General features: G+C 71.9%; 21 protein-coding genes and 1 tRNA gene. 8 read left to right on the forward strand and 14 right to left on the reverse strand.

Translation table 11 applies throughout. The features are described from left to right. Positions 1-587 (reverse strand): MOSC domain-containing protein (locus MXD58_RS03240; protein ID WP_250609033.1); only part of this gene is annotated, 587 nt, incomplete at its 3' end. A 53-nt stretch (positions 588-640) separates the two neighbouring features. Further along, the gene (locus MXD58_RS03245) at positions 641-1468 is read right to left on the reverse strand and encodes a class I SAM-dependent methyltransferase (RefSeq protein WP_248837275.1); all 828 of its coding nucleotides are present in this window, start codon (positions 1466-1468) and stop codon (positions 641-643) included. An 88-nt stretch (positions 1469-1556) separates the two neighbouring features. Here MXD58_RS03245 and MXD58_RS03250 point away from each other — a divergent pair, with 88 nt between their 5' ends. Further along, positions 1557-2144: a TetR/AcrR family transcriptional regulator gene (locus MXD58_RS03250; protein WP_248837274.1), complete on the forward strand. Its 588-nt coding sequence runs from the start codon at positions 1557-1559 to the stop codon at positions 2142-2144. Between the two features lie 165 nt (positions 2145-2309). Here MXD58_RS03250 and MXD58_RS03255 read toward each other — a convergent pair whose 3' ends face one another. The 5 genes from MXD58_RS03255 to MXD58_RS03275 form a co-directional block, all read right to left on the reverse strand. After that, on the reverse strand, positions 2310-3941 hold the full coding sequence (locus MXD58_RS03255) for a thiolase C-terminal domain-containing protein (protein WP_248837307.1): 1632 nt from the start codon (positions 3939-3941) through the stop codon (positions 2310-2312). A 17-nt stretch (positions 3942-3958) separates the two neighbouring features. Continuing rightward, on the reverse strand, positions 3959-5161 hold the full coding sequence (locus MXD58_RS03260) for a thiolase family protein (RefSeq protein WP_248837273.1): 1203 nt from the start codon (positions 5159-5161) through the stop codon (positions 3959-3961). 57 nt (positions 5162-5218) lie between these two features. Beyond that, positions 5219-5614 carry a Zn-ribbon domain-containing OB-fold protein gene (locus tag MXD58_RS03265; RefSeq protein WP_248837272.1) on the reverse strand — a complete coding sequence of 132 codons (396 nt, stop codon included), beginning with the start codon at positions 5612-5614 and terminating at the stop codon, positions 5219-5221. 65 nt (positions 5615-5679) lie between these two features. Beyond that, complete coding sequence (locus MXD58_RS03270) at positions 5680-7269, reverse strand: acyl-CoA synthetase (RefSeq protein ID WP_248837271.1); 1590 nt, start codon at positions 7267-7269, stop codon at positions 5680-5682. Between the two features lie 69 nt (positions 7270-7338). After that, the gene (locus tag MXD58_RS03275; protein ID WP_248837270.1) at positions 7339-7845 is read right to left on the reverse strand and encodes a cupin domain-containing protein; all 507 of its coding nucleotides are present in this window, start codon (positions 7843-7845) and stop codon (positions 7339-7341) included. 260 nt (positions 7846-8105) lie between these two features. Here MXD58_RS03275 and MXD58_RS03280 point away from each other — a divergent pair, with 260 nt between their 5' ends. The 3 genes from MXD58_RS03280 (at position 8106) to MXD58_RS03290 (ending at position 11186) form a co-directional block, all read left to right on the forward strand. Next, complete coding sequence (locus MXD58_RS03280; protein WP_248837269.1) at positions 8106-8876, forward strand: SDR family NAD(P)-dependent oxidoreductase; 771 nt, start codon at positions 8106-8108, stop codon at positions 8874-8876. A gap of 206 nt (positions 8877-9082) precedes the next feature. After that, complete coding sequence (locus MXD58_RS03285) at positions 9083-10252, forward strand: thiolase family protein (protein WP_248837268.1); 1170 nt, start codon at positions 9083-9085, stop codon at positions 10250-10252. An 82-nt stretch (positions 10253-10334) separates the two neighbouring features. After that, positions 10335-11186, forward strand: a complete 852-nt coding sequence (locus MXD58_RS03290) for a mycofactocin-coupled SDR family oxidoreductase (RefSeq protein WP_248837267.1) — start codon at positions 10335-10337, stop codon at positions 11184-11186. A 105-nt stretch (positions 11187-11291) separates the two neighbouring features. On the opposite strand, the gene MXD58_RS03295 is transcribed toward MXD58_RS03290, so the two are convergent. From MXD58_RS03295 to MXD58_RS03305, 3 genes are read right to left on the reverse strand one after another with little or no spacing between them, the layout of a single operon-like run. Beyond that, a complete protein-coding gene (locus tag MXD58_RS03295) occupies positions 11292-12128 on the reverse strand; it encodes an SDR family oxidoreductase (protein ID WP_248837266.1) in 837 nt (278 codons plus the stop codon). 55 nt (positions 12129-12183) lie between these two features. After that, positions 12184-13341, reverse strand: coding sequence for a CaiB/BaiF CoA transferase family protein (locus tag MXD58_RS03300; protein WP_248837306.1), 1158 nt, complete (start codon positions 13339-13341; stop codon positions 12184-12186). Positions 13342-13389: 48 nt separating this feature from the next. Further along, positions 13390-14442: an alpha/beta hydrolase gene (locus MXD58_RS03305; protein ID WP_248837265.1), complete on the reverse strand. Its 1053-nt coding sequence runs from the start codon at positions 14440-14442 to the stop codon at positions 13390-13392. Between the two features lie 382 nt (positions 14443-14824). Between MXD58_RS03305 and MXD58_RS03310 the strand changes: the two genes are divergently transcribed. Both MXD58_RS03310 and MXD58_RS03315 read left to right on the forward strand, forming a co-directional pair. After that, positions 14825-16381, forward strand: a complete 1557-nt coding sequence (locus MXD58_RS03310; protein WP_248837264.1) for an AbeC-like domain-containing protein — start codon at positions 14825-14827, stop codon at positions 16379-16381. Beyond that, entirely contained in the window at positions 16378-16809 is a 432-nt protein-coding gene (locus tag MXD58_RS03315) for an effector-associated domain EAD1-containing protein (protein WP_248837263.1), read from the forward strand. The genes MXD58_RS03310 and MXD58_RS03315 overlap by 4 nt, the downstream gene beginning before the upstream one ends. Positions 16810-17293: 484 nt before the next feature. Here MXD58_RS03315 and MXD58_RS03320 read toward each other — a convergent pair. Both MXD58_RS03320 and MXD58_RS30560 read right to left on the reverse strand, forming a co-directional pair. Beyond that, positions 17294-17365, reverse strand: a tRNA-Val gene (locus MXD58_RS03320). A gap of 161 nt (positions 17366-17526) precedes the next feature. Beyond that, a complete protein-coding gene (locus MXD58_RS30560; protein WP_248837262.1) occupies positions 17527-17985 on the reverse strand; it encodes a peroxiredoxin in 459 nt (152 codons plus the stop codon). 435 nt (positions 17986-18420) lie between these two features. Here MXD58_RS30560 and MXD58_RS03330 point away from each other — a divergent pair, with 435 nt between their 5' ends. Beyond that, a complete protein-coding gene (locus MXD58_RS03330; protein ID WP_308301887.1) occupies positions 18421-19080 on the forward strand; it encodes a DUF4234 domain-containing protein in 660 nt (219 codons plus the stop codon). Positions 19081-19113: 33 nt separating this feature from the next. Here the strand turns inward: MXD58_RS03330 and MXD58_RS03335 are convergent, their stop codons facing one another. Both MXD58_RS03335 and MXD58_RS03340 read right to left on the reverse strand, forming a co-directional pair. After that, positions 19114-19551 (reverse strand): DUF3052 domain-containing protein, encoded by a 438-nt coding sequence (locus MXD58_RS03335; RefSeq protein WP_248837260.1) that lies wholly within the window; start codon positions 19549-19551, stop codon positions 19114-19116. 248 nt (positions 19552-19799) lie between these two features. After that, positions 19800-20204, reverse strand: a complete 405-nt coding sequence (locus tag MXD58_RS03340) for a secondary thiamine-phosphate synthase enzyme YjbQ (RefSeq protein WP_248837305.1) — start codon at positions 20202-20204, stop codon at positions 19800-19802. A 405-nt stretch (positions 20205-20609) separates the two neighbouring features. On the opposite strand from MXD58_RS03340, the gene aceE reads away from it, so the two are divergent. After that, complete coding sequence (gene aceE / locus MXD58_RS03345; protein WP_308301888.1) at positions 20610-23381, forward strand: pyruvate dehydrogenase (acetyl-transferring), homodimeric type; 2772 nt, start codon at positions 20610-20612, stop codon at positions 23379-23381. The last annotated feature ends 129 nt before the right edge of the window (positions 23382-23510 follow it).

Genomic DNA, 23510 nt, shown 5'->3' on the forward strand with positions numbered 1-23510 from the left:
TCCGCGGGGACCGCAGGGCCGGCGGTACGCCGCGTGACGGTGGCCCGTACGTCCTCGGGCAGGACGCCGAGGGCCGCCGCCAGGTCGGGCAGCAGGTGCGGCTCGGTGGTCAGGGCGCGCAGCGCGTGGCCGACGGTGATGTCGTGGTCGGGTCGGTGGACGATCGTGACCGGGTCGCCGGCGGCGACCTCACCTTCGGTGAGAACCCGCAGGTAGGCGCCTGGCTGGCCGCGGCGGATGAAGCGGCCGATGAGGTCCGGTACGTCCCAGAACGCGGCGAAGACCCGACACGGCACCCGCGGCGCGCTCACCTCGAACACGACGCTGCCGATCGCCCACCGCTCACCGAGGCGCGCGCCGGTGACGTCCAGCCCGGACGTCGTGAGGTTCTCGCCGAAGCTGCCGGGCGGCAGCCGGCGGCCCGTCGTCTCCTCCCACCAGGCGACGTCCTCCTCGGCGAAGGCGTAGCCGGCGCGGTCGGTGCCGCCATGATGACGGCGGTCGCAGACCGTGTCACCGCGCAGACCAGTCGCGCCGACCCGGACCGGCCCCGCGACCGGACGTTTGTCGATCCCGGTACGACCCATCCGCCCGGTCCACTCCCCCGTCCGAAGAACCGCCAGATTCACGGCGCGCACCATCATCGGGGCGCGCCGACCGCCCGCGCGGTGAGGACGATCGCCGCGTAGCCCATCGTGAACCGTCCGCCCCTCTCGTCGATCACCGCGCCGAGACCGGCCAGCAGCCGCGCCAGCCGCTCGCGCGGGAGCACGTTCGCGTCTCCCGAGGTCGACATCTGCTCCAGCCACTCGTCCCGGGTGTACTCGCACGTCCAGTCGAAGCGCCACTGGTCCGGTTCACCGAATCCGCCGCGGTCCCGGATGCCGCCCGCGACCTGGTCGATCACACCCTGATAAGCACTGATGGCGGACCGCGCCCAGGGGTTGCGCGGGAGGTCGGGCAGCTCCCGCTCATGGACCGCGCGGAAGCGTTCGGCGAGGTCCGGCGCGGGGTCGAACACGTTCCAGTACACAGCCAGCCGGCCACCGGGCCGCAGCACGCCGGCGGCCTTGGCGGCGCCGGCCACGGGATCGATCCAGTGCCAGCTCTGGCCGGCGACGACGCCGTCGAAGGTCCGGCCCGCGCTGTCCCAGTCCTCGAAGGTGGCGACCTCGACGTCGAGACCGCCACGGCGGGCGAACGCGGCCATCCGCGGATCGGGGTCGATGCCGAGCAGCCGGCAGCCGGCGGCCTGGAACTGCCGCGCGTCGATCCCGGTGCCACAGCCGACGGCCAGCAGGTCCGGCCCGGGCACCGCGGCCGCGATCCGGCGCACCATGGCGTCGGGATAGCGCGGGCGGACCCGGTCGTAGCGCTCGGGATTCGAACCGAACGACTCGGCGATGTGACGGGCCTGATGCGGCTGGGCCTCGCGGACGGCGGCCGACGTGGCATCCTCAGTGGGCACCCGCCCACTATAAATGGGCACACGCCCACTCGCTCTGTCGCCCCGACAGACGACCCCAACGAACGACCCACAGACGACAGGAGACGCGGTGCCCACCGGCGTTGCGATGCGCGACGTGCGCGCTCAGCTTTTCGACGCCGCAGAGCGGGTCCTGCTGCGCGCCGGACCGAACGGCCTGACGAGCCGGGCGGTGACCACGGAGGCGGGCTGCGCCAAGGGTGTGCTGCACCGCCACTTCCCCGACTTCGACACGTTCCTCGCCGAACTCGTCCTCGACTGTGCCGCCCGTTTCGAGGCCCAGGCCATTGCCCTGCGGGAACGCGCCGGGCACGGCACCGTCGTCGACAACCTCGCGGCCGCGCTGAGCGACCTGTTCGGCCCCGTCGCCCTCGCCATCGTCGCCCTCGTCATCTCCCGCGACGGCCTGCGCGCCCGGCTGCGGCAGACCTGGCCGACCGGCATTCCCGTGCTCACCGACGCCACCGCCATGCTCGCGTCCTACCTGGACCTCGAACGCCAGCGGGGCCGCCTCGCCGCGGACGCCGACGTCCACGCGCTCGCCCCCGCCCTCGTCGGCGCCGGCCACCTGCTCTTCGCCGGCCAGCCCGACCCCCCTCCGACACCCGGCGACGTCCACGCCCAGGTCGCGGCGATCCTTGCCGGTCACACCCGGTGAGGTGCCCCTCGCGGCCGCTGAGCTGCCCGAGGCCGGCCGCCGGGACAGGCGGTGCACCGCGGTGCACTGTTCAGTGCACGGTGGGTTCGTGCCGGCGAGGCGTTCGGGCGGGGGTCAGCGGTCGGTGGTGGTCAGCGGTCGGTGGTGGTCAGCGGTCGGTGGTGGTCAGCGGTCGGTGGTGAGCAGGAGGCAGCCGCCGGGGGCGCCGCCGCCGGTGGCGACGACGGCCACCTCGGCGCCCGGGACCTGGCGTTCGCCGCCGGCGCCGCGCAGCTGGGTGATCGCCTCGTGGAGGAACCCGTAGCCGTGCAGGCGGCCGGCGGAGAGCTGGCCGCCGTGCGGGTTCAGCGGCAGCTTGCCGCCGAGGCCGATCATCGTGCCGTCGCCGACGAAGTCCGCGGCCTCGCCGACGCCGCAGAAACCGAGGGCCTCCAGCCAGGACAGGCAGTTGAAGGTGAACCCGTCGTAGAGCAGGGCGACGTCGACGTCCGACGGGGTGAGGTCGGTGCGGCTCCACAGGTGCGCGGCGGGGCCGAGGACCAGCGGCTCGTGGGTGAAGGTGCCCTGGTCCCAGGAGACCCGCTCGTTGATCTGGGTGCCGACCGACTCGACCCGGACCGCGCCGTGGGGGGCGTCGGCGGCGGCGTCGGCGGCGGAGACGATGACGGCGACCGAGCCGTCGCAGGGCACGTCACAGTCGAACAGGCCGAACGGCGAGCTGATCATGCGGGCGGCGTAGTAGTCGTCGAGCGTGATCGGGTCGCGGTAGACCGCGTGGGGATTGCGGGCGGCGCCGGCGCGGGCGTTGACCGCGATCCGGCCGAGCACCTCGCGGTCGACGCCGAACCGGTGCTGGTACTGCGAGGCGACGACGCCGATCCAGGTGGCCGCGGAGACGGCGCCGTAGGGCAGCCGCCACTGCATGTCGCCCCCGATGCGGCCGCCGCCACCGCCGACCAGGCCGCGACGCTGGTAGTCCGTGTGCGTCGCCTCCCAGACGGTGCGCACGCACAGCACGTGCCGGCACAGCCCGGAGGCGACGGCCAGCATCGCCGCGACGACCGAACCCGTCTGACCGGGCAGGTCGATCCCGCCGTTGAACCAGGTCGGCCGCAGCCGCAGGGCCTCCTCCAACGCGGGCACGCCGCCTTCGCTCATCCCGCCGGGCAGGCCGGAGCCGGGGTAGGTCGACAGCCCGTCGATGTCGGACGGTTCGAGGCCGGCATCGGCGATCGCGGCGAGGCTGGCCTCGACGGCGAGGCTCACGGGGCTGCGCCCCAGCCGGCGGCCCACGGCGGACATGCCCAGGCCGGTGAGCGCCACCTCCCGCTCGAAGCGCCGCTCGCTCGCCGGCGGCCTCGGGGTGACCCGCGCCTCGGTTACGAGACCGGGACGGTCCGGTTCGCCGGACGGGCGGAACACCGGCAGCCAGACGTCGCGCTGGTGCTCGAAGTCGACGGTGACGGCGAGCCCCACCCGGGCCCGCGCCGGGTCGTCGACGACCAGGTTGGAGGTGAGCCGCACGCCCGGGGCATCGTCGAGCTCGACGACGACCACGACATACGGCGGGACCATACCGGGCAGCCACTGCTGGTGGTTCACGCTGAACCCGACGACGACGCCGGCCGGACCGACGTCCGCGTAGGTCAGCTCGAGGGCGTGGCAGCGCCCGCAGGTCGTCTGGCTCGGGTGCGCGAACGCCTCGCAGGCGGCGCACCTGGGCAGGCGCAGGATGCCGTCCGCGCCCGCGGTCCAGAACGGCGCCGTCTGGGGAACCAGCGCGGGCAGGGGCCGCACGACGTCAGTGGACACGCTCAGGCCGCCGCCTTCTCGAGGATGTGCACCGCGCAGGCGCTGCCGAGGCCGATGACGTGCGCCAGGCCGACCTGGGCGCCGGCGATCTGGCGGTCGCCGGCCTCGCCGCGCAGGTGGGTGGCGACCTCCCAGATGTTCGCGATGCCGGTCGCGGACACCGGATGCCCCTTGGACTCCAGGCCGCCGGAGACGTTCACCGGGATGCTGCCGTCACGCCAGGTGGCGCCGGAGTTGAACAGGTCGACGGCGCCGCCGGGCGGGCAGAGCTTGAGGTTGTCGTAGTGGACGAGCTCGGCGGTGGCGAAGCAGTCGTGCAGCTCGACGAGGTCGAGGTCGTCGGGGCCGACGCCGGCCTGCTCGTAGGCCTGTTCGGCGGCATGGCGGGTGAGGGTGTTGACGTCGGGCAGCACCTGGCAGGCCTCCTGCCAGGGGTCGCTGGTGAGCACCGAGGCGCTGATCTTGACGGCCCGGCGCTGCTGCTCCAGCGGTAGGGTGCGCAGCTTGGACTCGCTGACGACCACGGCCGCGGCGCCACCGTCGCAGTTCGCCGAGCACATCGGGCGGGTGTTCGGGTAGGCGATCATGACATCGCCCATGATCTGTTCGAGGGTGAACCGCTTCTGGTAGGAGGCCAGCGGGTTCAGCGTCGAGTGGGCGTGGTTCTTCTCCGAGATCCGCGCGAACAGCTCGAAGTCGGCACCGCCGTACTTGTGGTCGTACTCCATGCCGATCTGCGCGAACACGCCGGGCATCGTCTCGGTGCCGATCCGGCCGTCGAGCGCGGCGACGGCACCGAAACGGCCCTGCGGCGCCCAGGTGTCGCCGCCCGCGACGCGTCTGCCGCCGGCGAGCAGGCCGGCGCCGGAGAGCTTCTCCACACCGACGGCGAGGCCGGTGTCGGTCTCCCCGGCCCGGACCGCCATGATCGCCACGCGCAGCGCGGTGGCCCCGGTCGCGCAGGCGTTCGCGACGTTGAACACCGGGATGCCGGTCTGGCCGATCTGCTTCTGCAACTGCTGGCCGAAGCCGGCGGCGGCGTTCATCAGGTTGCCCGCCGCCAGCACGCCGACGTCACGCATCCGCAGCCCGGCGTCCGCCAGCGCGCCCCGCGCCGCCTGCGCGCCCAGGTCGAGGGTGTCCAGCTCCGGGTGCTTGCCGAACTTCGTCATGTGGATACCGACGATCCACACGTTCTCCGCCATCGAAACTCTCCCGTTGTGCGCCAGGTCCGTTGTGCGCCAGGTCCGTTGTGCGCCAGGTCAGCTTGCCGGCTCGAACCCGAAGCCGACCGCCTCGACACCGTCGGCGTCGCGGCCGACGGGCACGGTCGTCAGCCGCAGCTTCATGCCGACCCGCACGTGCTGCGGGTCGGCGGGGGTGTTCACCACGTTGGCCCGCACGCTGGTCCCGCCGCAGTCGACGACACCGGCCACGAACGGCACCGGAACCCCGGGGGCGGCGAACGAGACGATCGTGAACGCCCGCAGCTCACCGTCGGTCGGCACGTCGACCTGGCGGAACCGCTCGCCCTCGCAGGCGGCGCAGGCGTTGCGCCGATCGAAGAACCGGGCCCCGCAGGCGGTGCACTCGTGCGCCGTGAGATGCGGGTCGCCGCCCAGGACGAGGTAGTCGACGAGGGGAACGCTCGCGCTCACAGATCCTCCGGTGCAACGTTGCCGGGATGCCTGCGGGCCATCCTCGCACCCCGGGTTGCCAGGCACTAGCGATCGCCGCCGCTGGCGGCCTGGTCAAGGTCGAGATACTCCTGGCGCAGCGGGACCTTGTAGAGCTTCCCGGTGGGCAGCCGCGGCAGCCGCGACCGGAAGTCGATGACCCGGGGCACCTTCGGGCCGGCCAGGTGACGGCGGACGTGCGCCCGCAGCGCCGCGGCGAGCTCCGGTGTCGGCGCGACGCCGTCGACCGGCTGCACGACGGCGTGCACGTACTCGCCCATCTCCGGGTCGGGCAGGCCGAACACCGCCGCGTCGGCCACGTCGGGGTGCACGGCCAGGCACGCCTCGATCTCGGCGGGGTAGATGTTCACCCCACCGGAGATGATCGTGAACGCGGCCCGGTCGGTCAGGTAGAGGTAACCGTCGGCGTCGAGGTGGCCCAGGTCGCCGAGGGTGAGCCAGGTGTCGTGACGGGGGTGGCGCACGGCGAGGGTCTTCGCCGGGTCGTGGTGGTATTCGAAGACGGTGTCCTCGCGCTCGAAGTAGATCGCGCCCGTCTCGCCGACCGCCAGCTCGGCGCCGTCGGGGTCGCAGATGCGCGGGATCCCCAGGTAGGGCCGGCCGACCGAGCCGGGGTGGGCCAGCCACTCGGCCGCGGAGATCACCGTCATCCCGACGCCCTCGGTGCACGAGTAGTACTCGGTCACGATCGGCCCGAGCCAGTCGATCATCGCCTGCTTCACCGGGACCGGGCAGGGCGCGCCGGCGTGCAGGACGTGGCGCAGGCTGGACAGGTCGTAGCCGGCGCGGACCGCCGCGGGCAGCCGCAGCAGCCGGACGAACATGGTCGGCACGGCCTGCAGGTGGGTGACCCGCTCCCGTTCGATGACCGCGAGCATCTCCCGGGCGTCGAACCGCTCCATGATCACAACGGTGGCGCCGAGTTCCTGCGCGCCGCGGGCCCAGCGCAGCGGCGCCGAATGGTAGAGCGGCGCCGGACCGAGGTAGACCGAGTCCCTCTCCAGGCCGCCGATGTCGCGGTACTGGGTCGCGGTCAGCGAGGTCAACGCCTCGGTGATCTCCACGGCGGGCAGCGGCCGGCGGATCCCCTTCGGCCGGCCGGTGGTGCCCGAGGAGTAGAGCATGATGTCGCCGCGCGGCTGGCGTGGGAGCGGCTCGGCCGGGTGTCCCGCGACGGCGTCGGCGTAGGACTCGAAGCCCTCGGCGGGGGCATCGGACGTTGAGCCCTCGGCGGCGCCGAGGACCAGCCGGGTCGCGCAGGCGGGGACCGCCTCCGCCGCGGCCGCGGCAGTGGCGGCCAGGGCGGGGGTGGTCACCAGCGCCGCGGCGCCCGCGTCCCGCAGGATGTAGGCGACCTCCTCGGCGGTGCCGTACCGGTTGATCGCGGTCAGGTACAGGCCGGAGCGCATCGCCGCCCACAGCACCTCGAGGTAGCCGGGGTGGTTCTCGGCCAGCAGGGCGAGGACGTCACCGGGCCGCAGGCCCCGGTCACGCAGCAGCCGGGCCAGCCGGGTGGAGCGCTCGTCGAGCTCACGGTAGGTGATGATCTCCCGGCTGCGGGACATCACGAGTGCCGGCTTGTCCGGCGGGCACGCCGCGAACGGCCCGGGATACATCTGCCGCCTCCAGGGGTCGGGGTCGCGCGCCGCCGCGGGAATCCCCCGGCCCGCCGGGGCGACGCCGGCTCAGCCGCCGGGACGGGTCTCGGCCCACTTCTCCTGGTTGGCCACCGCCGCGTCGAGGATCGGCCGCCACCGCTCGGGCGTCTGGTCGGTGATCTTCATGTCGAACGACGTCGCGCTGCGGAACTCCAGCACCTCGACACCGTCCGGCCCGGCCTCGTAGGCGTAGGGCGCGTCGGCCGCGATGAAGAACCCGTCACCCTTGCGCAGCACCCGGGTGCCCATGTGGATCTCCCCGGCGGTGACGTAGTACAGGCAGTCCGCGGAGTGGCTGTGCCGGGGCAGCCGGTAGCCGGCGCCGAACCAGGAGTGGACCAGGCTGAAGCCCTCCGGGCCCTCGCCCTTGAACACGGTCGTCACGACGGCCCCGGCGAACCACGGCGAGATGTCGACCGCGTCGGTGACCGCCTTGTCGATCACCGGCAGTGACATGACTTCGCTTTCCACTAGTCCGGGTGCGCCCTCGGCGGTGAAGAACGACATCTTCTGGGTGCGCTGGTCGGTCGGCACGGCTTCCTCCGAGCTCTGCCGGCCTCCGGCTGCCGGCGGGTGTCGCTCAAGTATCATTCGCGCTTCTGTCCGGAGGCCAGCGGTGCGGCGCCGGCCCCCTGTCCACAGGGCCCCTGCGTTCGCTGTCCCGCGCGGAGACGACCGGCTAAGGTCCCCGAATGTCTAGGGTCGGCCGACCGGTCCGTCCGGTGGCGCGAGCGGGCAACGGCCCGCGCCGGCGGCACCGGCGGGGCGTCGATCCCATCGAAGCAGGAGGAAACGTGGATCTGACAGGGCGTTCGGCGATCGTCACCGGTGGTGCCGGCGGGCTCGGTTCCGCGGTGGTGCGCCATCTGGCGGCCATCGGGGTGAAGGTCGTGGTGCTCGACCTTCACGAGGGCCGCACCAAGGAGATCGCCGAGAGCATCGGCGCCGGTGCCGTGGCGGTCAGCGGCGACACCAACGACGACGACGTCGTGCAGGCCGCGATCAGCGCCGGGCAGTCCCTCGGCACCCTGTCGATCGTGGTCAACGTCGCCGGCGGTGGCCTGGCCACCGGGCGCACGGTCGGCCGCGACGGCACGCCGCACACCAAGGAGTCGTTCGTCAAGACCCTCGAGATGAACGCGACCGGGACGTTCAACGTCACCCGGCTCGCCGCCGCGGCGATAGCCCACAACGAACCGGCTGAGGACGGCGAGCGCGGCGTCATCGTCAACACCGCGTCCGTCGCCGGGTACGAGGGTCAGGCCGGCCAGGTCGCCTACGGCACCGCCAAGGCCGCCATCCTCGGCATGACCCTCCCGCTGGCTCGCGACCTCGCGCCGCTGGGTATCCGGGTCAACGCGATCGCCCCCGGCACGATCGGCACGCCGGTCATGCTCAGCGCCCCGGAGGCGCTCAAGGCACGGCTGGTGGAGAGCATCCAGTTCCCCAAGCGGCTGGGCAAGCCGGAGGAGTTCGCCTTCCTGGTGGAGTCGATCATCCGTAACTCGTACCTCAACGGCGAGAACATCCGCCTCGACGGCGGCGTGCGCTTCCCACCGAAGTAGCACATTGCGCCGGTCGGTTGCGGGTGAGATGGGCGCTGGCTAGCGTCGACATCCAGAACAGTGTTCCGGGCCCGGGGTGGGTCGCGGCGTCCGCGCCGCCGGCCCGCGTCGGTGGGCCCTCGGGCCCGCCCATCTCGCAGCACGCCATCCGCACGACGGCCGGCGCTCCCCCGCGGCGCTCCGGCCGACTCCAGGAGGAGTCCCCCGTGACCGAAGCAGTCATCGTCTCGACGGGCCGCACCGCCATCGGCCGGGCCCGCAAGGGCTCACTTGTCGGCCTCGACGCCTTCCAGCTCGCCGAGGCGGTCGTCCCGACCGTCCTGGAGCGCAGCGGCGTCCCGGTGGCGGACGTCGACGACGTGGTTCTCGCCGAGTCCAATCAGGGCGGCGGCGTGATCGCCCGCCACATCCTCGCCAAGCTCGGCCTCCTCGACATTCCGGGACTCGCGACGAACCGCCACTGCGCGGGCGGCCTGGCGGCGGTGACGATCGGCGCCGGCAGCATCCGGGCCGGCATGGACCACGTCGTCATCGCCGGTGGCACCGAGAGCCTGAGTAACCAGGTCCTCTGCTCCAAGCGCGACGCGGACGGCAACCAGCAGATCTGGATGTCGCCGCCGAACCCGGACTCGCCGGAGGCGCCGGCGTTCGACATGGCTCTCACCGTCGGTGAGAACACCGCCCGCGAGATGGGGCTGACCAAGCGGGACGTCGACGAGTGGGCGGTGTACAGCCACGGCCGCGCGATCGACTCGATCGACTCCGGCGCGTTCAAGGACGAGATCATCCCGCTCGAGGTCACCCGCCCTGACGGCACGACGGTCACGTTCGACACCGACGAGCACCCGCGTCGCGGCACCTCCCTGGAGTCGCTCGCCGGGCTGAAGCTGCTGCACCCGGAGCTGCCGGACGCCACCGTCACCGCGGGTAACGCGGCCGGGCTCAACGACGCCGCCGCGGCCGTCACCATGACCAGCGACACCTACGCCGCCGCCCACGGGCTCACCCCGCTGGCCCGGGTGCGCGCCTGGGCCAGCGTCGGCCTGGACCCCGCGCGGACCGGCATGTCCCCGACGCTGGCGATCCCGAAGGTGCTCGACCGGGCCGGGCTGTCCCTCGCCGACATCGACCTGTTCGAGATCAACGAGGCGTTCTGCTCGGTGCCGGTGGCCGCCGTGCGCAAGCTCGGCATCAACCCGGAGATCGTCAACGTCAACGGCAGCGGCGCGAGCCTGGGCCACCCGATCTCGGCGACCGGCGCCCGCATGGTCGTCACCATGGTCGGCGAGCTGCGCCGCCGCGGCGCCACCCTCGGCATCGTGTCGATGTGCGCGGGCGGCGGCATGGGTTCCGCTGCCATCATCGAGATCATCTGATCCACCGCACCGGTCCCGGCGCGGTGGTGAGCACCCCACCACCGCGCACCCGGTGCCGCATCAACTACTGGAAGGGCTTCACATGGGCAAGCTGGACGGCAAGGTCGCCTTCATCACCGGCGCCGCGCGTGGGCAGGGCCGCAGCCACGCGCAGCGGCTCGCCTCCGAGGGCGCCGACATCATCGCGGTCGACATCTGCGAGCAGATCGACAGCGTGCCCTACCCGCTGGGCACCCCGGAGGACCTCGCCCAGACCGTCAAGGAGGTCGAGGCGACCGGACGGAGCATCGTCGCGGTCAAGGGTGACGTCCGCGAGCGCTCCCAGCTGCGCGCCGCGGTCGAGCAGGGGCTGGAGCGCTTCGGCCGGCTCGACATCGTCCTCGCCAACGCCGGCATCTGCCCGTGGGAGGACTTCTCCCTGTGCAGCGGGTTCGTCGACGGCACCGACGTCGACCTCATCGGCGTGTTGAACACCGTCGCGGTCAGCCTCCCGCACCTCAAGGCGGGCGCCTCCATCGTCGTGACCGGCTCCACCGCCGGAATGATGAAGGGCACCACCGAGGTGCTCGGGAACACCGGCGGCGTCGGCTACTCCTGGGCCAAGCAGACGATCGCCCGCTACACCGAGACCCTGGCGCTGCAGCTCGCCGCGCACAGCGTGCGGCTCAACGCGATCCACCCGACGAACGTGAACACCAACCTGCTCCACAACGAGAACATCTACAAGGTGTTCCGGCCCGACCTGGAGAACCCCACCCGCGAGGACGCCGAGCCGGCGCTCGCCACCCTGCAGGCGATGCCGATCCCTTACATCGAGCCGGAGGACGTCAGCAGCCTCGTGCTGTTCCTCGTCTCCGAGGACTCGAAGTGGATCACCGGCCAGAACTTCCGTATCGACGCCGGCGGCATGCTCAAGGCCGAACGCGCTTTCTGAGCCAGATCGGACCGGCCGGTGCGGGGCCGGCGGCGGATCATCGCCCGCCGTCCCCGCCGTCGCCCTCGCCGCCCGGATGGCCGGCGAGGGCGCACCGTCGGTGGGTCAGGTCGACCCGGTGCCGTAGTCGACCTGATCGGTGGTGACCGCCGCGAGTTGGCCGCCGTCGACGAGCAGGTCGGAGCCGGTCACGAAGCTCGCCTCCGGTCCGAGCAGGAACGCCGTCGCCGCCGCGATGTCGCTGGCCGTGCCGAACCGGGCCGTGCCCGAGGCGCGCACCATCGCCCGCAGGTACGCGCTGGACTCGCCCGTCAGTTCCGCCTGCCCCATCGGCGTGACGATCACGCCGGGGCTGACGCTGTTGATCCGGATGCCGCGGCGGCCCCACGGCACGCTGAGCGCCCGCACCCGTAGCTGGTTCGCGCGCTTGGCGAGCGGGTAAGCGACGGCCGGTTGCAGCTTGTCCGGGGCGAGAAAGGGCAGGTCCAGCAGTTCCCCGGTGGGTGTCGCGGCGAGCGCGGTCTCCTGCTCGCCCGTCAAGCCCGCCATCTGCCCGGCCATGCTGGCGATGACGACCGCGGCCCCGCCGGGCGCGATGACCTCGACGAACGCGTCGAGCACCAGTGCCACGCCGAGCAGGTCGACCGCGAGGATCGCCTCGGTGCTGGCCTGCACGGGGGACAGCCCGGCGGTGTGCACCAGGGCTGTCACCTCACCCGCCGCCGCAGCCGCCGCGGCCAGCTCGCGCACCGACTCCGCGGCGCTGACATCGACGACGTGCGGCAGCACGGTGAGACCCTCACCCGTCAACGACTCCTCAGCGCGTGTGAGGGTCTGCTCGCTGACGTCGGCGAGCAGGATGGTCCGCCCGGCGCCGAGCCGCCTCGCCACCGCCTCGCCCATTCCCCCAGCACCCACGACCACCAACACCTGTGCGCCCACGCCACTCCTCCAACCAGCAGAATTTCGCCACTACGTGCGGATGCATCCGGCGCCGTCAGTGGACCGGGACCGCCTGCGCTGAGCGCGCCCAGGCAGCCGCGACCCGCTCGATCGGCGTGATCGTCTGGCTCGGTCCCACCGGCGCCGCGGCGGGAGTCCGGGAGAAACGGGGCGCGGGCGCCGGCTGGTCGACCCCGTCGACCGTGACGAACGTGGCCCGGGCGGCCAGATGCGGGTCGGTGAGCGCCTCGGTGAACGTCAGCACCGGCGTCACGCAGGCGTCGGTGCCGGCGAACACCTCGGTCCAGGCATCGCGCGGGCGGGCGGCGATCGCCCCGGCGATGCGGGCGCGCAGCACCGGCCAGCCCGCCCGGTCGTGCTGGCCGGGCAGGTCCTCACCGGCCAGCCCGAGGCCGGCGAGGAGCTGGGCGTAGAACGGCGCCTCGATCGCGCCGACCGCGACGTGCCGCCCGTCGGCGCAGGTGTAGGTGGCGTAGTAGGGGGCGGCACCGTCGAGGATGTTCGACTCCCGCTCGTCCGACCACACGCCCATCCCGCGGTATGCCCACACCATCTGCCCGAGCAGGCTCGCGCCGTCCACCATCGCCGCGTCGATCACCTGGCCCCGCCCGGATGCCGAGCGCTCCCACAGCGCCGCCAGCACCCCGATGACCAGCAGCATCGAGCCGCCGCCGAAGTCCCCCACGAGGTTCAGCGGCGGGACGGGCGGGGCGTCGGCGGGTCCGATGGCGTGCAGCAGGCCGGTCAGCGACAGGTAGTTGATGTCGTGGCCGGCGCGCTGGGCCAGCGGCCCGTCCTGCCCCCAACCGGTCATCCGCCCGTAGACCAGCCGCGGGTTGCGCGCGAGCGCGTCATCCGGCCCGAGCCCCAACCGCTCGGCCACCCCGGGCCGGAACCCCTCGATCAGTACGTCGGCGTGCTCCACCAGCTCCAGCACGGCGTCGCGGCCGGCGGGCTCCTTCAGGTCGGCGCTGACCAGCCGGCGCCCGCGCAGCGTGTGGTCAGGCCCGCCGACCGGCCCGGGCCGGCGCACCCGCACGACGTCCGCGCCCAGGTCGGCCAGCACCATCGCGGCGTGCGGGCCGGGCCCGATGCCGGCCAGCTCCACCACCCGCAGCCCGTCGAGCGGCCCGCCGCGCCGCGGCGCCGGCTCCCCCGACTCGCCCGACTCGTCCCGCAGCCCGGTGCCCATCATCGGTGCTCCTCGCCCTCGCTCGCCCGCGGGCCGCCTACCGGCCCGCTAGGACATCGTGAGGCGACGCAGCCATGCGACGCGAGCGGCTCTGGCGTCCCGGGACAGGTGCGCGCCGGGGGCGAAGGTGTCGAAACCGTGAAAACCGCCTGGCCACACGTGTAATTCGGCGACGCCGCCGGCCTGCCAGATCCCGCTGGCGTAGGCGACGTCCTCGTCCCGGAAGGTCTCGGCGGTGCCGACGTCGACGAACGCGGGCGCCAGCCCGGACAGGTCCGCGGCCCGCGCCGGCGCCGCGTAGGCCGACACGTGCGCCCCGCCGGTGTCGGCACCGAGCAGGCAGGTCCAGCCGAACTCGTTGGCCGCCCGGTCCCAGACGCTGCGCCCGGCCAGCTGCCGCGCGGACACGCTGTCGTTGCGATCGTCGAGCATTGGCGACATGAGCAGCTGGCCGAGCAGCGCCGGGCCATGCCGGTCGCGGGCCAGCAGGGCGACGCCGGCGGCGAGCCCGCCCCCGGCGCTGCGACCGGCGACGATCAGCCGATCCGGGTCGATACCGAGCTCCCAGGCGTGCGCGGCGAGCCACTCCAGCCCGGCATAGCAGTCCTCGACCGGTCCGGGATGCGGCGTCTCCGGCGCCAGCCGGTACTCGACCGACACGACCGCCAGGCCCAGTTCCTGCGCCGGGTCGAGCACCTCGGCGATGCCCGCGCGGCTGTCACCGACGATCATTCCCCCGCCGTGGATGCGGTACAGGGCGGCGGTGGGCCGCGCGGCGCGGGTCGGCAGGCAGATCAGCAGGGAGATGTCCGGGGCGCCGGGCGGTCCGGGCACAGTCCGTTCCTGGAGGGTGAACGCGCCGCCGCGGGTGAGCTCGTCCGCGGCGAACGGCGGGCACCGCGGCGCCTGCTGACGCATCAGCGGCAGCAGCTCCCGGGTGGGCGCCGTGCGCAACAGGTCGGCGACCGGCGCCAACGCGGCGGCCAGCTCCGGGTCCAGCGGCGGCGGCGGCCCGATCTCGGTGACCAGCGGCGGGCCGGCCGCGCTGACCGGCGCGGGTCCGGCCAGGACAGCGGGCCGAACATCAAGCGGGGACCTCATCGCGCCGATCGCCTCCTCACAGTGCCCGCGTCCAGCGGCTACGGCGCCGGCCAAGGCCAGCTAGAACGTGACACACGCCACCACGCCAACCCAACACATGTCAATGTTGATGTCACCTAGCAAAAGATCACGACTCGCCTGCCGTCCGCCGGGCCGGCGGGGCGAGTGCGGTGGCCACCCACCCGGCGAACATCCTCAGCACTCCCCGCACCCGATCACCCCACCGTCGACCTACACTGGGGCACCGGAAGCCATCCATCTCGTGGCGCTCGCCCCGGTTCCGCACAGCCGCCCTGGAAACCGCATTTGTCTGGTTTTCTCCGCCCAAGGTCGTGCTAACCTCCCGGCACTGAAACAAGCTGCGTGACCCGGGGGCGTCAGAATGCAGTGTGCGCGATGCAATTCTCCGGTCGCGGCCGGGGAGACGGTCTGTTCCCGGTGCGGCCAGCCGCCGGAACCACTCGCCACCAGATCCTGGGACATCCGCCGCCGGGATCCGAAAACGCGTTCCGCCGAGGCCGCGCCGGAATACGGACGCGATCTGACCCGCTATCTCTGCATCGCGGTCCACCTCGACAGCACGATCGCGCAGGCGACCATCGCGGGCGTGCTCGGCAGCGCCCGCCGGGCCTTTCCGATCGCCCATGGCGTTGACCTGGCCGCGGTCACCAGAAACGCGCTCGCCGGGCAGCGCCGGCATGCCATCCGAGATGGTCTGCTGGTGGTGCTGTGGCTGATCCTGGTCGTGAGCCTGGCACGTTCGTCCGTGTTCGCGTTCGCGGCGATCCTCGGCATGTGGCTCGTCGTGCTCGGCGAGCAGATCGCCTCCCACACCTATGCCGTCCGCCGGCTGGCGCCCACGACCTTCGACCCGGACCACCTGGCCGTGGCCATGAGCCCGCGGGTGGAGCGCAGGCTGGCCGAGGTCCGGGACCAGCCCGTCGGAAACGTCACCGTGTACAGCGGGTACTCGCCGTTCGCGGGAAACGGCATTGTTCTCAAGTCGTGGTCCTTCTCCATCGACGTGGCGAAGGGAACGCCGACGGGCGGCGCGGTCCGCTCGTTCGCGACCGACACACTCCGGCAGTACGTCGTACAGGCGGTGGGCGACCTGCGCTGGACGGAGATCGAGACCGAGGAACGCCTCTTCGTCAGCGGCCAGAACATTCGCAACGACCGGGTGTTCCTGGCGAACCCGAACCGGCGCCCGAAGACGCTGATCGGGGACGAGCACCTGCGCGCGGCGCTGGAGAGCCCGGAGGGCTCCACCCGGCACTACACCGCGTTCTACGTCTCCGGCTGGCAGGGCCACATGGTCCTCGCGCTGTTTCTGCGCTTCGTCCAGCGGCCGAGAAGCCTGTTCGTGGAGGCGAGCTTCTCCCTGCTCCCACCGCTGGACGAGCGGTTCCACGCGATCGACGCCCGTCCCGCCACCGACGCGTTCTCGGCCGGGGTGGCCGCCATCCGTCAGTTCAAGCTCGCCCGGAAATCGATGATCAGTCTACCGGGGAACGCGATCCTCTGTTTCGGCCGGGTCGGTCAGATCGCCGCCCGCCCGCTGACGGCGGCCCTGCGTGAACGGTCCGAGCGGCAGGCTGTGGCGGCCGGCATGCACTATGACTTCGGTGCGCCGGACAGCGTCCGCGAACTTGCCGGCGGCAAGAAGTACCGGCTCTACTTCCAGCAGCTCGACCAGGAGATGTACGCGAAGGTCATCGAGAACCGGGTCCTCGACGCCATCGTCGAGTTTCTGGACCTGCATGGCGTCGCCACGGACTCGCTGGTGGAACGGCAGACGACGATCCTCAACACCGGCGTCATGGTGACCGGCAACGCCAGCCTGAAAGCGGACAACGTGGCGGGCGCGGGTTCCTCGGTGTTCAATTTCCGGCAGTTCCGGGGCCGATCCTCAGGCGAAGGGAATTCCCCCCGTTCATGATCATCAGAAACGACGGCGTCTACAACACCGGTACGCTGAACGCTGGCGTGATCAGCACGGGCCGCGGCGCGTCCATCGTCAACATCAACACCGATTCCGAACCCGCGGCGGACACCGGCCCGACCCACACCCGACCGGATTCGGCCGGCGAGGACGCGCGACCCACGGCGGCGGCGCTGGCCGAGAACGAGGTGCACGAGCTCGCCTGCGTCTTCGGCACGCCGAAAGCGGCGACCGACCTGCTTCGGGCAGCGGGCTTTCCACCGGGCCGGGCCCCCGCCTGGCAGCCGAACAACGCCGAGGAGTTCTGGACCGACGTCAGCGTCCTGCTGGAACACGGCATCATGACCGACGGCCGTCGGCGGTTACTCACCGCCGCGCACCGCGTCTTCCCGGCGAACCAGGTGTTCGGCCTGGGCGCCAGCTGAGCCGGCCTGGCATCGTCGCCGTGGTTCGGCATGTTCACGGCTTCGCGTTCGCCTGCACCGTCATGTTCCAGGACGCCCTGCACCATGGCCGCTGGCGCGGCGTCAGGCGCGCTGCTGGCCGCGACGCTGTTCGCGGCGGGCGCGGGCACCCGCGGGGACCTGCGGAACCTCATCGACGGGGTCGAACGCGCCCCGAACGATGATGCGAAAGCTGCGTCCACCGGGCAGCACCCCATCCCGCGCATAAGTACTGTCAAGCAGTGGACACGGTCGATTTCCGGCTGATGAATGTGCTTTTTCCGACCGGCGAGGCGCTGGCGGTCTGCCCGTATGTGAGCGGCGTCGACCTGCGGGACCTCGCCTGACGTCAACGAGTCCTGTTCGCACGTTGACGGTTGTCGGCGCGCTTGCCTGTCTTGTGGCTGCCGGGTGTGAACGCTCGGGCGGTCGGGCGCCGACCGTCGTCGACTGCGGAACCAGCGCGTGGGCGCGGCAGGGATCGAACCTGCGACCGCTCGCTTGTAAGGCGAGAGCTCTCCCGCTGAGCTACGCGCCCGGGAGATCCAGTGGGACCAGCATGCTAAGCCTACGCACCCGGTGTCGAGCCCGCGGCTGGCACGCCTGCCGCGAGCGGTCTGGCGGGGCTCTTGGGAGCCGGCCGGGCGGGGGGCCGCCCGGCCAGGCTCCCAAGGATCGATCTTGGTGCGTACGTGCGGCCTAGAGGGCGGCGAGGGCCTTGAGGTAGTCGGCCTGGTCGCGGGCGTCGGGGATGTTGTTGACGACCTTCCAGCGCACGACGCCCTCCTTGTCGATCACGAAGGTGCCGCGCACGGAGATGCCACGCTCGGCGTTGAAGACGCCGAAGGACTCGGCGACGGCGCCGTGCGGCCAGAAGTCGGCGAGCAGCGGGAACTCGTAGCCCTGCTGGTCGGCCCACACCTTGTGGGCGAACGGCGAGTCCACGGAGACGGCGAGGACCTGCACGTTGTCGTTCTGGAACGAGCCGAGGTCGTCGCGCACGGAGCACAGCTCGCCCTGGCAGACACCGGTGAACGTGAGCGGGTAGAACAGCAGGACGACGTTCCGCTTGCCGCGGAACTCCGACAGGGTGACAACCTCGTTGTTCTGGTCCTTGAGCGAGAAGTCCGGGGCGACGGAGCCAACCTCTACGGTCACAGGCTCTTCCTCTCCACAACGATGGGGCAGGTCACGATGACGCCGACGCCAGCCTGGGCGGCGCGGACGAGCGGGCGGGCCAGGCCCCCTGAGGCGGGCTGGACGCGGCCGCACGGGCCGGCGACCGCACCCGTCGGATCGGTCTCCCCCGCGGATCGGCCTGCCGTCCCAGTGGCCAGCATGCCAGCTCCGCCCGGGCCGCAACCGTCGGCGGCGCGCGGCGTGGCCCACAACGACGCGAATCCGGGGGCACAAGCTCAGCGGAAGGTAAGTTTCACGTTTCCCGGGGCATCGATGCGGCAGGTGTTCGCGTTTCATCCGCCAGACTGGCCTAGTCTGGCCGATCGACGCGAGAGCCAGCGACCAGACATGCGGTATGACGGTGGGTGCTCCACGTGCACCGCCGGCATGGACACCGATGAGGGCAGGACCACGTTGACCAATCAGAGCTCGACCCCGCACGGCTACCCCGAGCCGCAGGGCTTTCCTCCTGGGTTCCGGGACGACCCGGGCCGCCCGGACCGCTCGCGGGAGGGCCACGCGCCGCACCCGATCGACGGCCCGGGCACGTCCACCGGCGGATTCCCCATCTACGCGTTCCGCGAGTCGTTGCGCGGCGCGGAGCCGGAAGAAGGCTATCCAGCCACGCCCGACTACGGAAAGCCATCGGAGCCGGACGGCGCGGCCGAGGACTTCGGTGGTTCGGGCCTACTCGGAAAGCACCGCAACCCGTTCGTCGTCTGGCTCGGACTTCCGCTGATCACACTCGGCGTCTACCTGTTCGTGTGGATCTACCGGACGAATCGGGAGCTCGGCGAGTACGACCGGCGCGTCAAGGTCAACCCGACCATGTCGGTGCTGGCGGTCACCCTCGGCTGGCTGGTGGTCGTCCCGCCGTTCGTCGCGGCCTGGCGGCTGGGCGCCCGGACCCGCGCGGCCCAGCACGCCGCGGGCATCCCGGAGACCAACCCGGTGCTCGCGTTCGTGCTGTTCCTGATCGGCTTCGGGCCGTTGTTCCTCCAGCTGGAGATCAACCGGCTCTGGGCCCGCTACCCGGGCGCCGTCGAGGGCCAGCAGGTCCCGCTGTACCGCTGACCGGCGGCACAGCCGAACCACTACCTGCCGTCCTCAGCGGTGCCGAGCGCGCTGCGACTTCGGCGCGGCCAGCCGCTGACCAGACCACTCCTGCGCGACGCTCAGCGTGCTCGTCTGGACCAGGCCCGCGGTGGGCACCGCGTCCAGCACGTCGCTCGGCGCGACATGCCCGGACCGACCCGACTTCGGCGTGAGCAGCCAGATCACCCCTTCGTCGGACAACTGCCGGCGCGCATCGATGAGCGCGTTGGCGAGATCCCCGTCGTCCTCGCGCCACCACAGCAGCACGATGTCGACGACGTCGTCGGAGTCCTCGGGGACCAGCTCGGTACCGCTGGCGGTGGTAACGGCCTCCAGCAGGTCCTGGGCGATGTCATCGTCCTCGTTGAGCGACTGGACCTGGGTCCCGGCGGAGACTCCCAGTCGTTCCGCCCGGCGCTGACCCTCGGCGTTCGCCGCGGTCGGACTCACGCTGCACTACCTCCTGATCGTGTGTCGGCGTCCCACCCACGGGGACGTCCCTTTCCTTCGGACGCGCACGCGATGGTGTCCATCACGCGACGCGCCCTGACCTAGTCCACCGGACCGCCCGGTGGGTGCGCAAGTGCCACGCCGTCGGTTGTGGACCGAGGACGGCGTGGTCAACGTGTCCCGACTGTGCGCCGGTACCCGGCCGCGGGCCGATTCACTCCGTCGGACGCCTCACTGTTCCGGCCGCCTCACCCCGGCAGCAGGGACAGCCGGACCGTCCGGTCCGGGTTGTCCACGTTGAGATCGACCAGCGCAATGGACTGCCACGTGCCGAGCGCGAGCCGGCCGTCGAGGACGGGAACGACCAGCGACGGCGGGATGATCGCGGGCATGACGTGCGAACGGCCATGCCCACGGGAGCCGTGCGCGTGCCGCCAACGGTCGTCGGCGGGCAGCAACTCGGCGAGCGCCGCGAGCAGGTCCGCGTCGCTGCCGGAGCCGAGTTCCAGGACGGCCAGGCCGGCGGTGGCGTGCGGCACGAAGACCGAGAGCAGGCCGTCGCCCGAACCCGCGACGAACCGTTGCGCGTCAGGCGTGAGGTCCACCACACGTTCCTGGCCACCGGTGTGCACGGACAGCGTGGTGGTCTTCATCCGGGTGTCCATCGAGCTGATTGTCTACCAGGCAGAGCCCCGTAGGTGACGCGGGCGCGGACGACGTGTCAACAACGCCACTCGCATCGCACGATTCCCTACCGAAAAGTAACCGACGCGTGCGTGACGGCGTCGCGTGGACGGAGCACGATGGACCAAGGCGCGCGCCTGCAAGCGGGCGGCCACCCCGGCCCCGGGGGCCGAGGCTGCCTCCCGCCACCGCGCGGGCCGAGGAAGCTGGAGACGAGCGGCCAGGACGCGGCGGTGCATAGATCATGCGGGTCCCGCATCCGCGCGCACGAGACGTGACACGCAGGCCAGCGGGAACAGATGGGCCGGACGGTCGGGCGAGAAGGACCTTTTCGCGCGCAGCCGGCCCCGGAAGCTTGAGGAGCAGGAGAAGGCGTGGCGCAGGACACAACCCGCAGTTTCTCGGTCATCACCGATGGGCTGCCGAGCCAGCTGCCCGACATCGACCCCGCGGAGACCGGCGAGTGGCTTGAGTCACTCGACGCGGTCATCGAGGAGTCCGGTCGCGGCCGGGCCCGGTTCCTCATGCTGAAACTGCTCGAGCGGGCCCGGGAGAAGGCGGTCGGCGTTCCCGGCCTGACCAGCACCGACTACATCAACACCATCCCTCCGGAGCGCGAGCCCTGGTTCCCGGGAGACGAACACGTCGAACGCCGCATCCGGGCTTATATCCGGTGGAACGCGGCCATCATGGTCAGCCGCGCGAACCGACCCGAGTTCAATGTCGGCGGACACATCGCCACCTACGCATCCAGCGCGAGTCTGTACGAAGTCGGATTCAACCATTTCTTCCGGGGCAAAGACCACCTGAGTTCGTCGCCCGGAAGTGCCTCCGGCGACCAGATCTTCATTCAGGGCCACGCCTCGCCGGGCATCTACGCCCGGGCGTTCCTGGAGGGGCGCCTGTCTGAGCAGCAGCTCGACGCGTTCCGCCGGGAGAGCGAGCAGGGCGGCCTGTCGTCCTACCCGCATCCCCGGCTGATGCCCGACTTCTGGGAGTTCCCCACCGTCTCGATGGGCCTGGGCCCGATCGACGCGATCTACCAGGCGCGGTTCAACCGCTATCTGCTGAACCGGCAGATCAAGGACACCTCCGGTAGCAAGGTCTGGGCCTTCCTCGGTGACGGCGAGATGGACGAGCCCGAGTCGATCGGCGCGCTCGGCGTCGCCGCCCGCGAGGAGCTCGACAACCTGATCTTCGTGGTGAACTGCAACCTGCAGCGCCTCGACGGCCCGGTCCGCGGCAACGGCAAGATCATGCAGGAGCTGGAGTCGCTGTTCCGCGGCGCCGGCTGGAACGTCATCAAGGTCGTCTGGGGCCGTGACTGGGACCCGCTGCTGGCCAGGGACACCGACGGCGTCCTCGTCCACCAGATGAACACCACCCCGGACGGCCAGTTCCAGACCTACACGACGTCCTCCGGCGAGTACATCCGCGAGAACTTCTTCGGCGCGGACGCCCGGCTTCGCCGCATGGTCGCCGACCTCGCCGACGACGACCTGCGCAAGCTCTCCCGCGGCGGCCACGACTACCGCAAGCTCTACGCGGCCTACAAGGCGGCCACCGAGCACACCGGGCAGCCGACGGTCATCCTGGCCCACACCATCAAGGGCTGGACGCTGGGCAAGGACTTCGAGGCCCGCAACGCCACGCACCAGATGAAGAAGCTCACCAAGGCCGAGCTCAAGGAGTTCCGCGACCGGCTCTACCTGGAGATCCCCGACTCCGCGCTGACGGGCGACCTGCCGCCCTACTACCAGCCGGGGCCGGACTCCGAGGAGATCCAGTACATGCGGGAGCGCCGGGCCGCGCTCGGCGGTTCCCTGCCGAAACGGGTCGTGCGGGCCAAGCCGCTCACCCAGCCGCCCGCGAAGCTCTTCGATGAGCTGCGCAAGGGGTCCGGCAAGCAGCCGGTGGCGACGACGATGGCGTTCGTCCGCCTGCTCAAGGACCTCATGAAGACCAAGGAGATGGGCGCCCGGTTCGTTCCGGTCATCCCGGACGAGGCGCGCACCTTCGGCATGGACGCGATGTTCCCGACGGCGAAGATCTACTCGCCGCACGGGCAGCGCTACGAGGCCGTCGACCGCGAGCTGCTGCTGTCCTACCAGGAGTCCGTGCAGGGGCAGATGCTGCACGAGGGCATCAGCGAGGCCGGCAGCATGGGCTCGGTGATTGCCGCGGCGACGTCCTACGCCACCCACGCGCAGCACATGATCCCGGTCTACGTCTTCTACTCGATGTTCGGGTTCCAGCGCACCGGTGACCAGATGTGGGCGCTGGGCGACCAGCTCGGCCGCGGCTTCCTGCTCGGCGCGACCGCCGGGCGGACCACGCTCAACGGCGAGGGCCTGCAGCACCAGGACGGCCACTCGCTGCTGCTGGCCGCCACGAACCCGGCGTGTGTCTCCTACGACCCGGCGTTCGCCTTCGAGGTCTCGCACATCGTCCGCGAGGCGCTCGACCGGATGTACGGCGAGCGGGACGACAAGGTGTTCTACTACCTGACCGTCTACAACGAGCCGGTACCGCAGCCGGCCGAGCCCGCGGGCCTCGACCCGGCCCAGATCATCGCCGGGATGTACCGGTTCCGGTCGGCCCCGAGCCTGCCGGACGGCGCCGGTGAGGGCGCCACGCCGCCGCGGGCTCAGCTACTGGCCAGCGGCACGTCGATCCACTGGGCGCTCGGCGCGCAGGAGATCCTCGCCGCCGATTTCGGGGTCGCCGCCGACGTGTGGTCGGTGACCTCGTGGAACGAGCTGCGCCGGGAGGCGCTGGAGCGGGACCGGGTGAACCTGCTCAATCCCGAGGCCGCCGAGGCCGTGCCGTACGTGACCCGGGTTCTCGACGGGGCGCCCGGCCCGGTCGTCGCCGTGTCCGACTGGATGCGGGCCGTGCCGGACCAGATCTCCCGCTGGGTCCCGCAACCGTTCACCTCGCTGGGCACCGACGGCTACGGCCGCTCGGACACCCGGGCGGCGCTGCGGCGCCACTTCAAGGTCGACGCCGAGTCCGTCGTCGTCGCCACCCTGGAGTCCCTGGTCCGGGCCGGTGAGGTCAAGGCCAGCACGGTCGAGGAGGCGATCCGCCGCTTCGGCCTGCGCGAGGACACCGACGCCGTGCCGGGCACCGACGGCGCGAGCTGAGAGCTCCCACGGGTCGGTCCGGGCCCGGGGGGGTCGGGCGGCTTTGGGCGGCCCCCCGGGCCCCCCCCCGTGGAACCCCCCCCCCGCCCCCCCCCTGGGCCCCCCCCCCCCCACCCCCCCCCGCCCCCC

The sequence above is a fragment of the Frankia sp. AgKG'84/4 genome (assembly GCF_023242965.2).
In the GTDB taxonomy this organism is placed as follows: Bacteria; Actinomycetota; Actinomycetes; order Frankiales; family Frankiaceae; genus Frankia.

Excerpts from the sequence above, each read along its gene's own strand:
- MXD58_RS03290 (WP_248837267.1), top strand. The coding sequence starts at position 10,335 with ATGGGCAAGCTGGACGGCAAGGTCGCCTTCATCACCGGCGCCGCGCGT.
- MXD58_RS03260 (WP_248837273.1), bottom strand. The coding sequence starts at position 5,161 with ATGGCGGAGAACGTGTGGATCGTCGGTATCCACATGACGAAGTTCGGC.
- MXD58_RS03270 (WP_248837271.1), bottom strand. The coding sequence starts at position 7,269 with ATGTATCCCGGGCCGTTCGCGGCGTGCCCGCCGGACAAGCCGGCACTC.
- MXD58_RS03310 (WP_248837264.1), top strand. The coding sequence starts at position 14,825 with ATGCAGTGTGCGCGATGCAATTCTCCGGTCGCGGCCGGGGAGACGGTC.
- MXD58_RS03340 (WP_248837305.1), bottom strand. The coding sequence starts at position 20,204 with ATGAAGACCACCACGCTGTCCGTGCACACCGGTGGCCAGGAACGTGTG.
- MXD58_RS03300 (WP_248837306.1), bottom strand. The coding sequence starts at position 13,341 with ATGGGCACCGGGCTGCGGGACGAGTCGGGCGAGTCGGGGGAGCCGGCG.
- MXD58_RS03315 (WP_248837263.1), top strand. The coding sequence starts at position 16,378 with ATGATCATCAGAAACGACGGCGTCTACAACACCGGTACGCTGAACGCT.
- MXD58_RS03305 (WP_248837265.1), bottom strand. The coding sequence starts at position 14,442 with ATGAGGTCCCCGCTTGATGTTCGGCCCGCTGTCCTGGCCGGACCCGCG.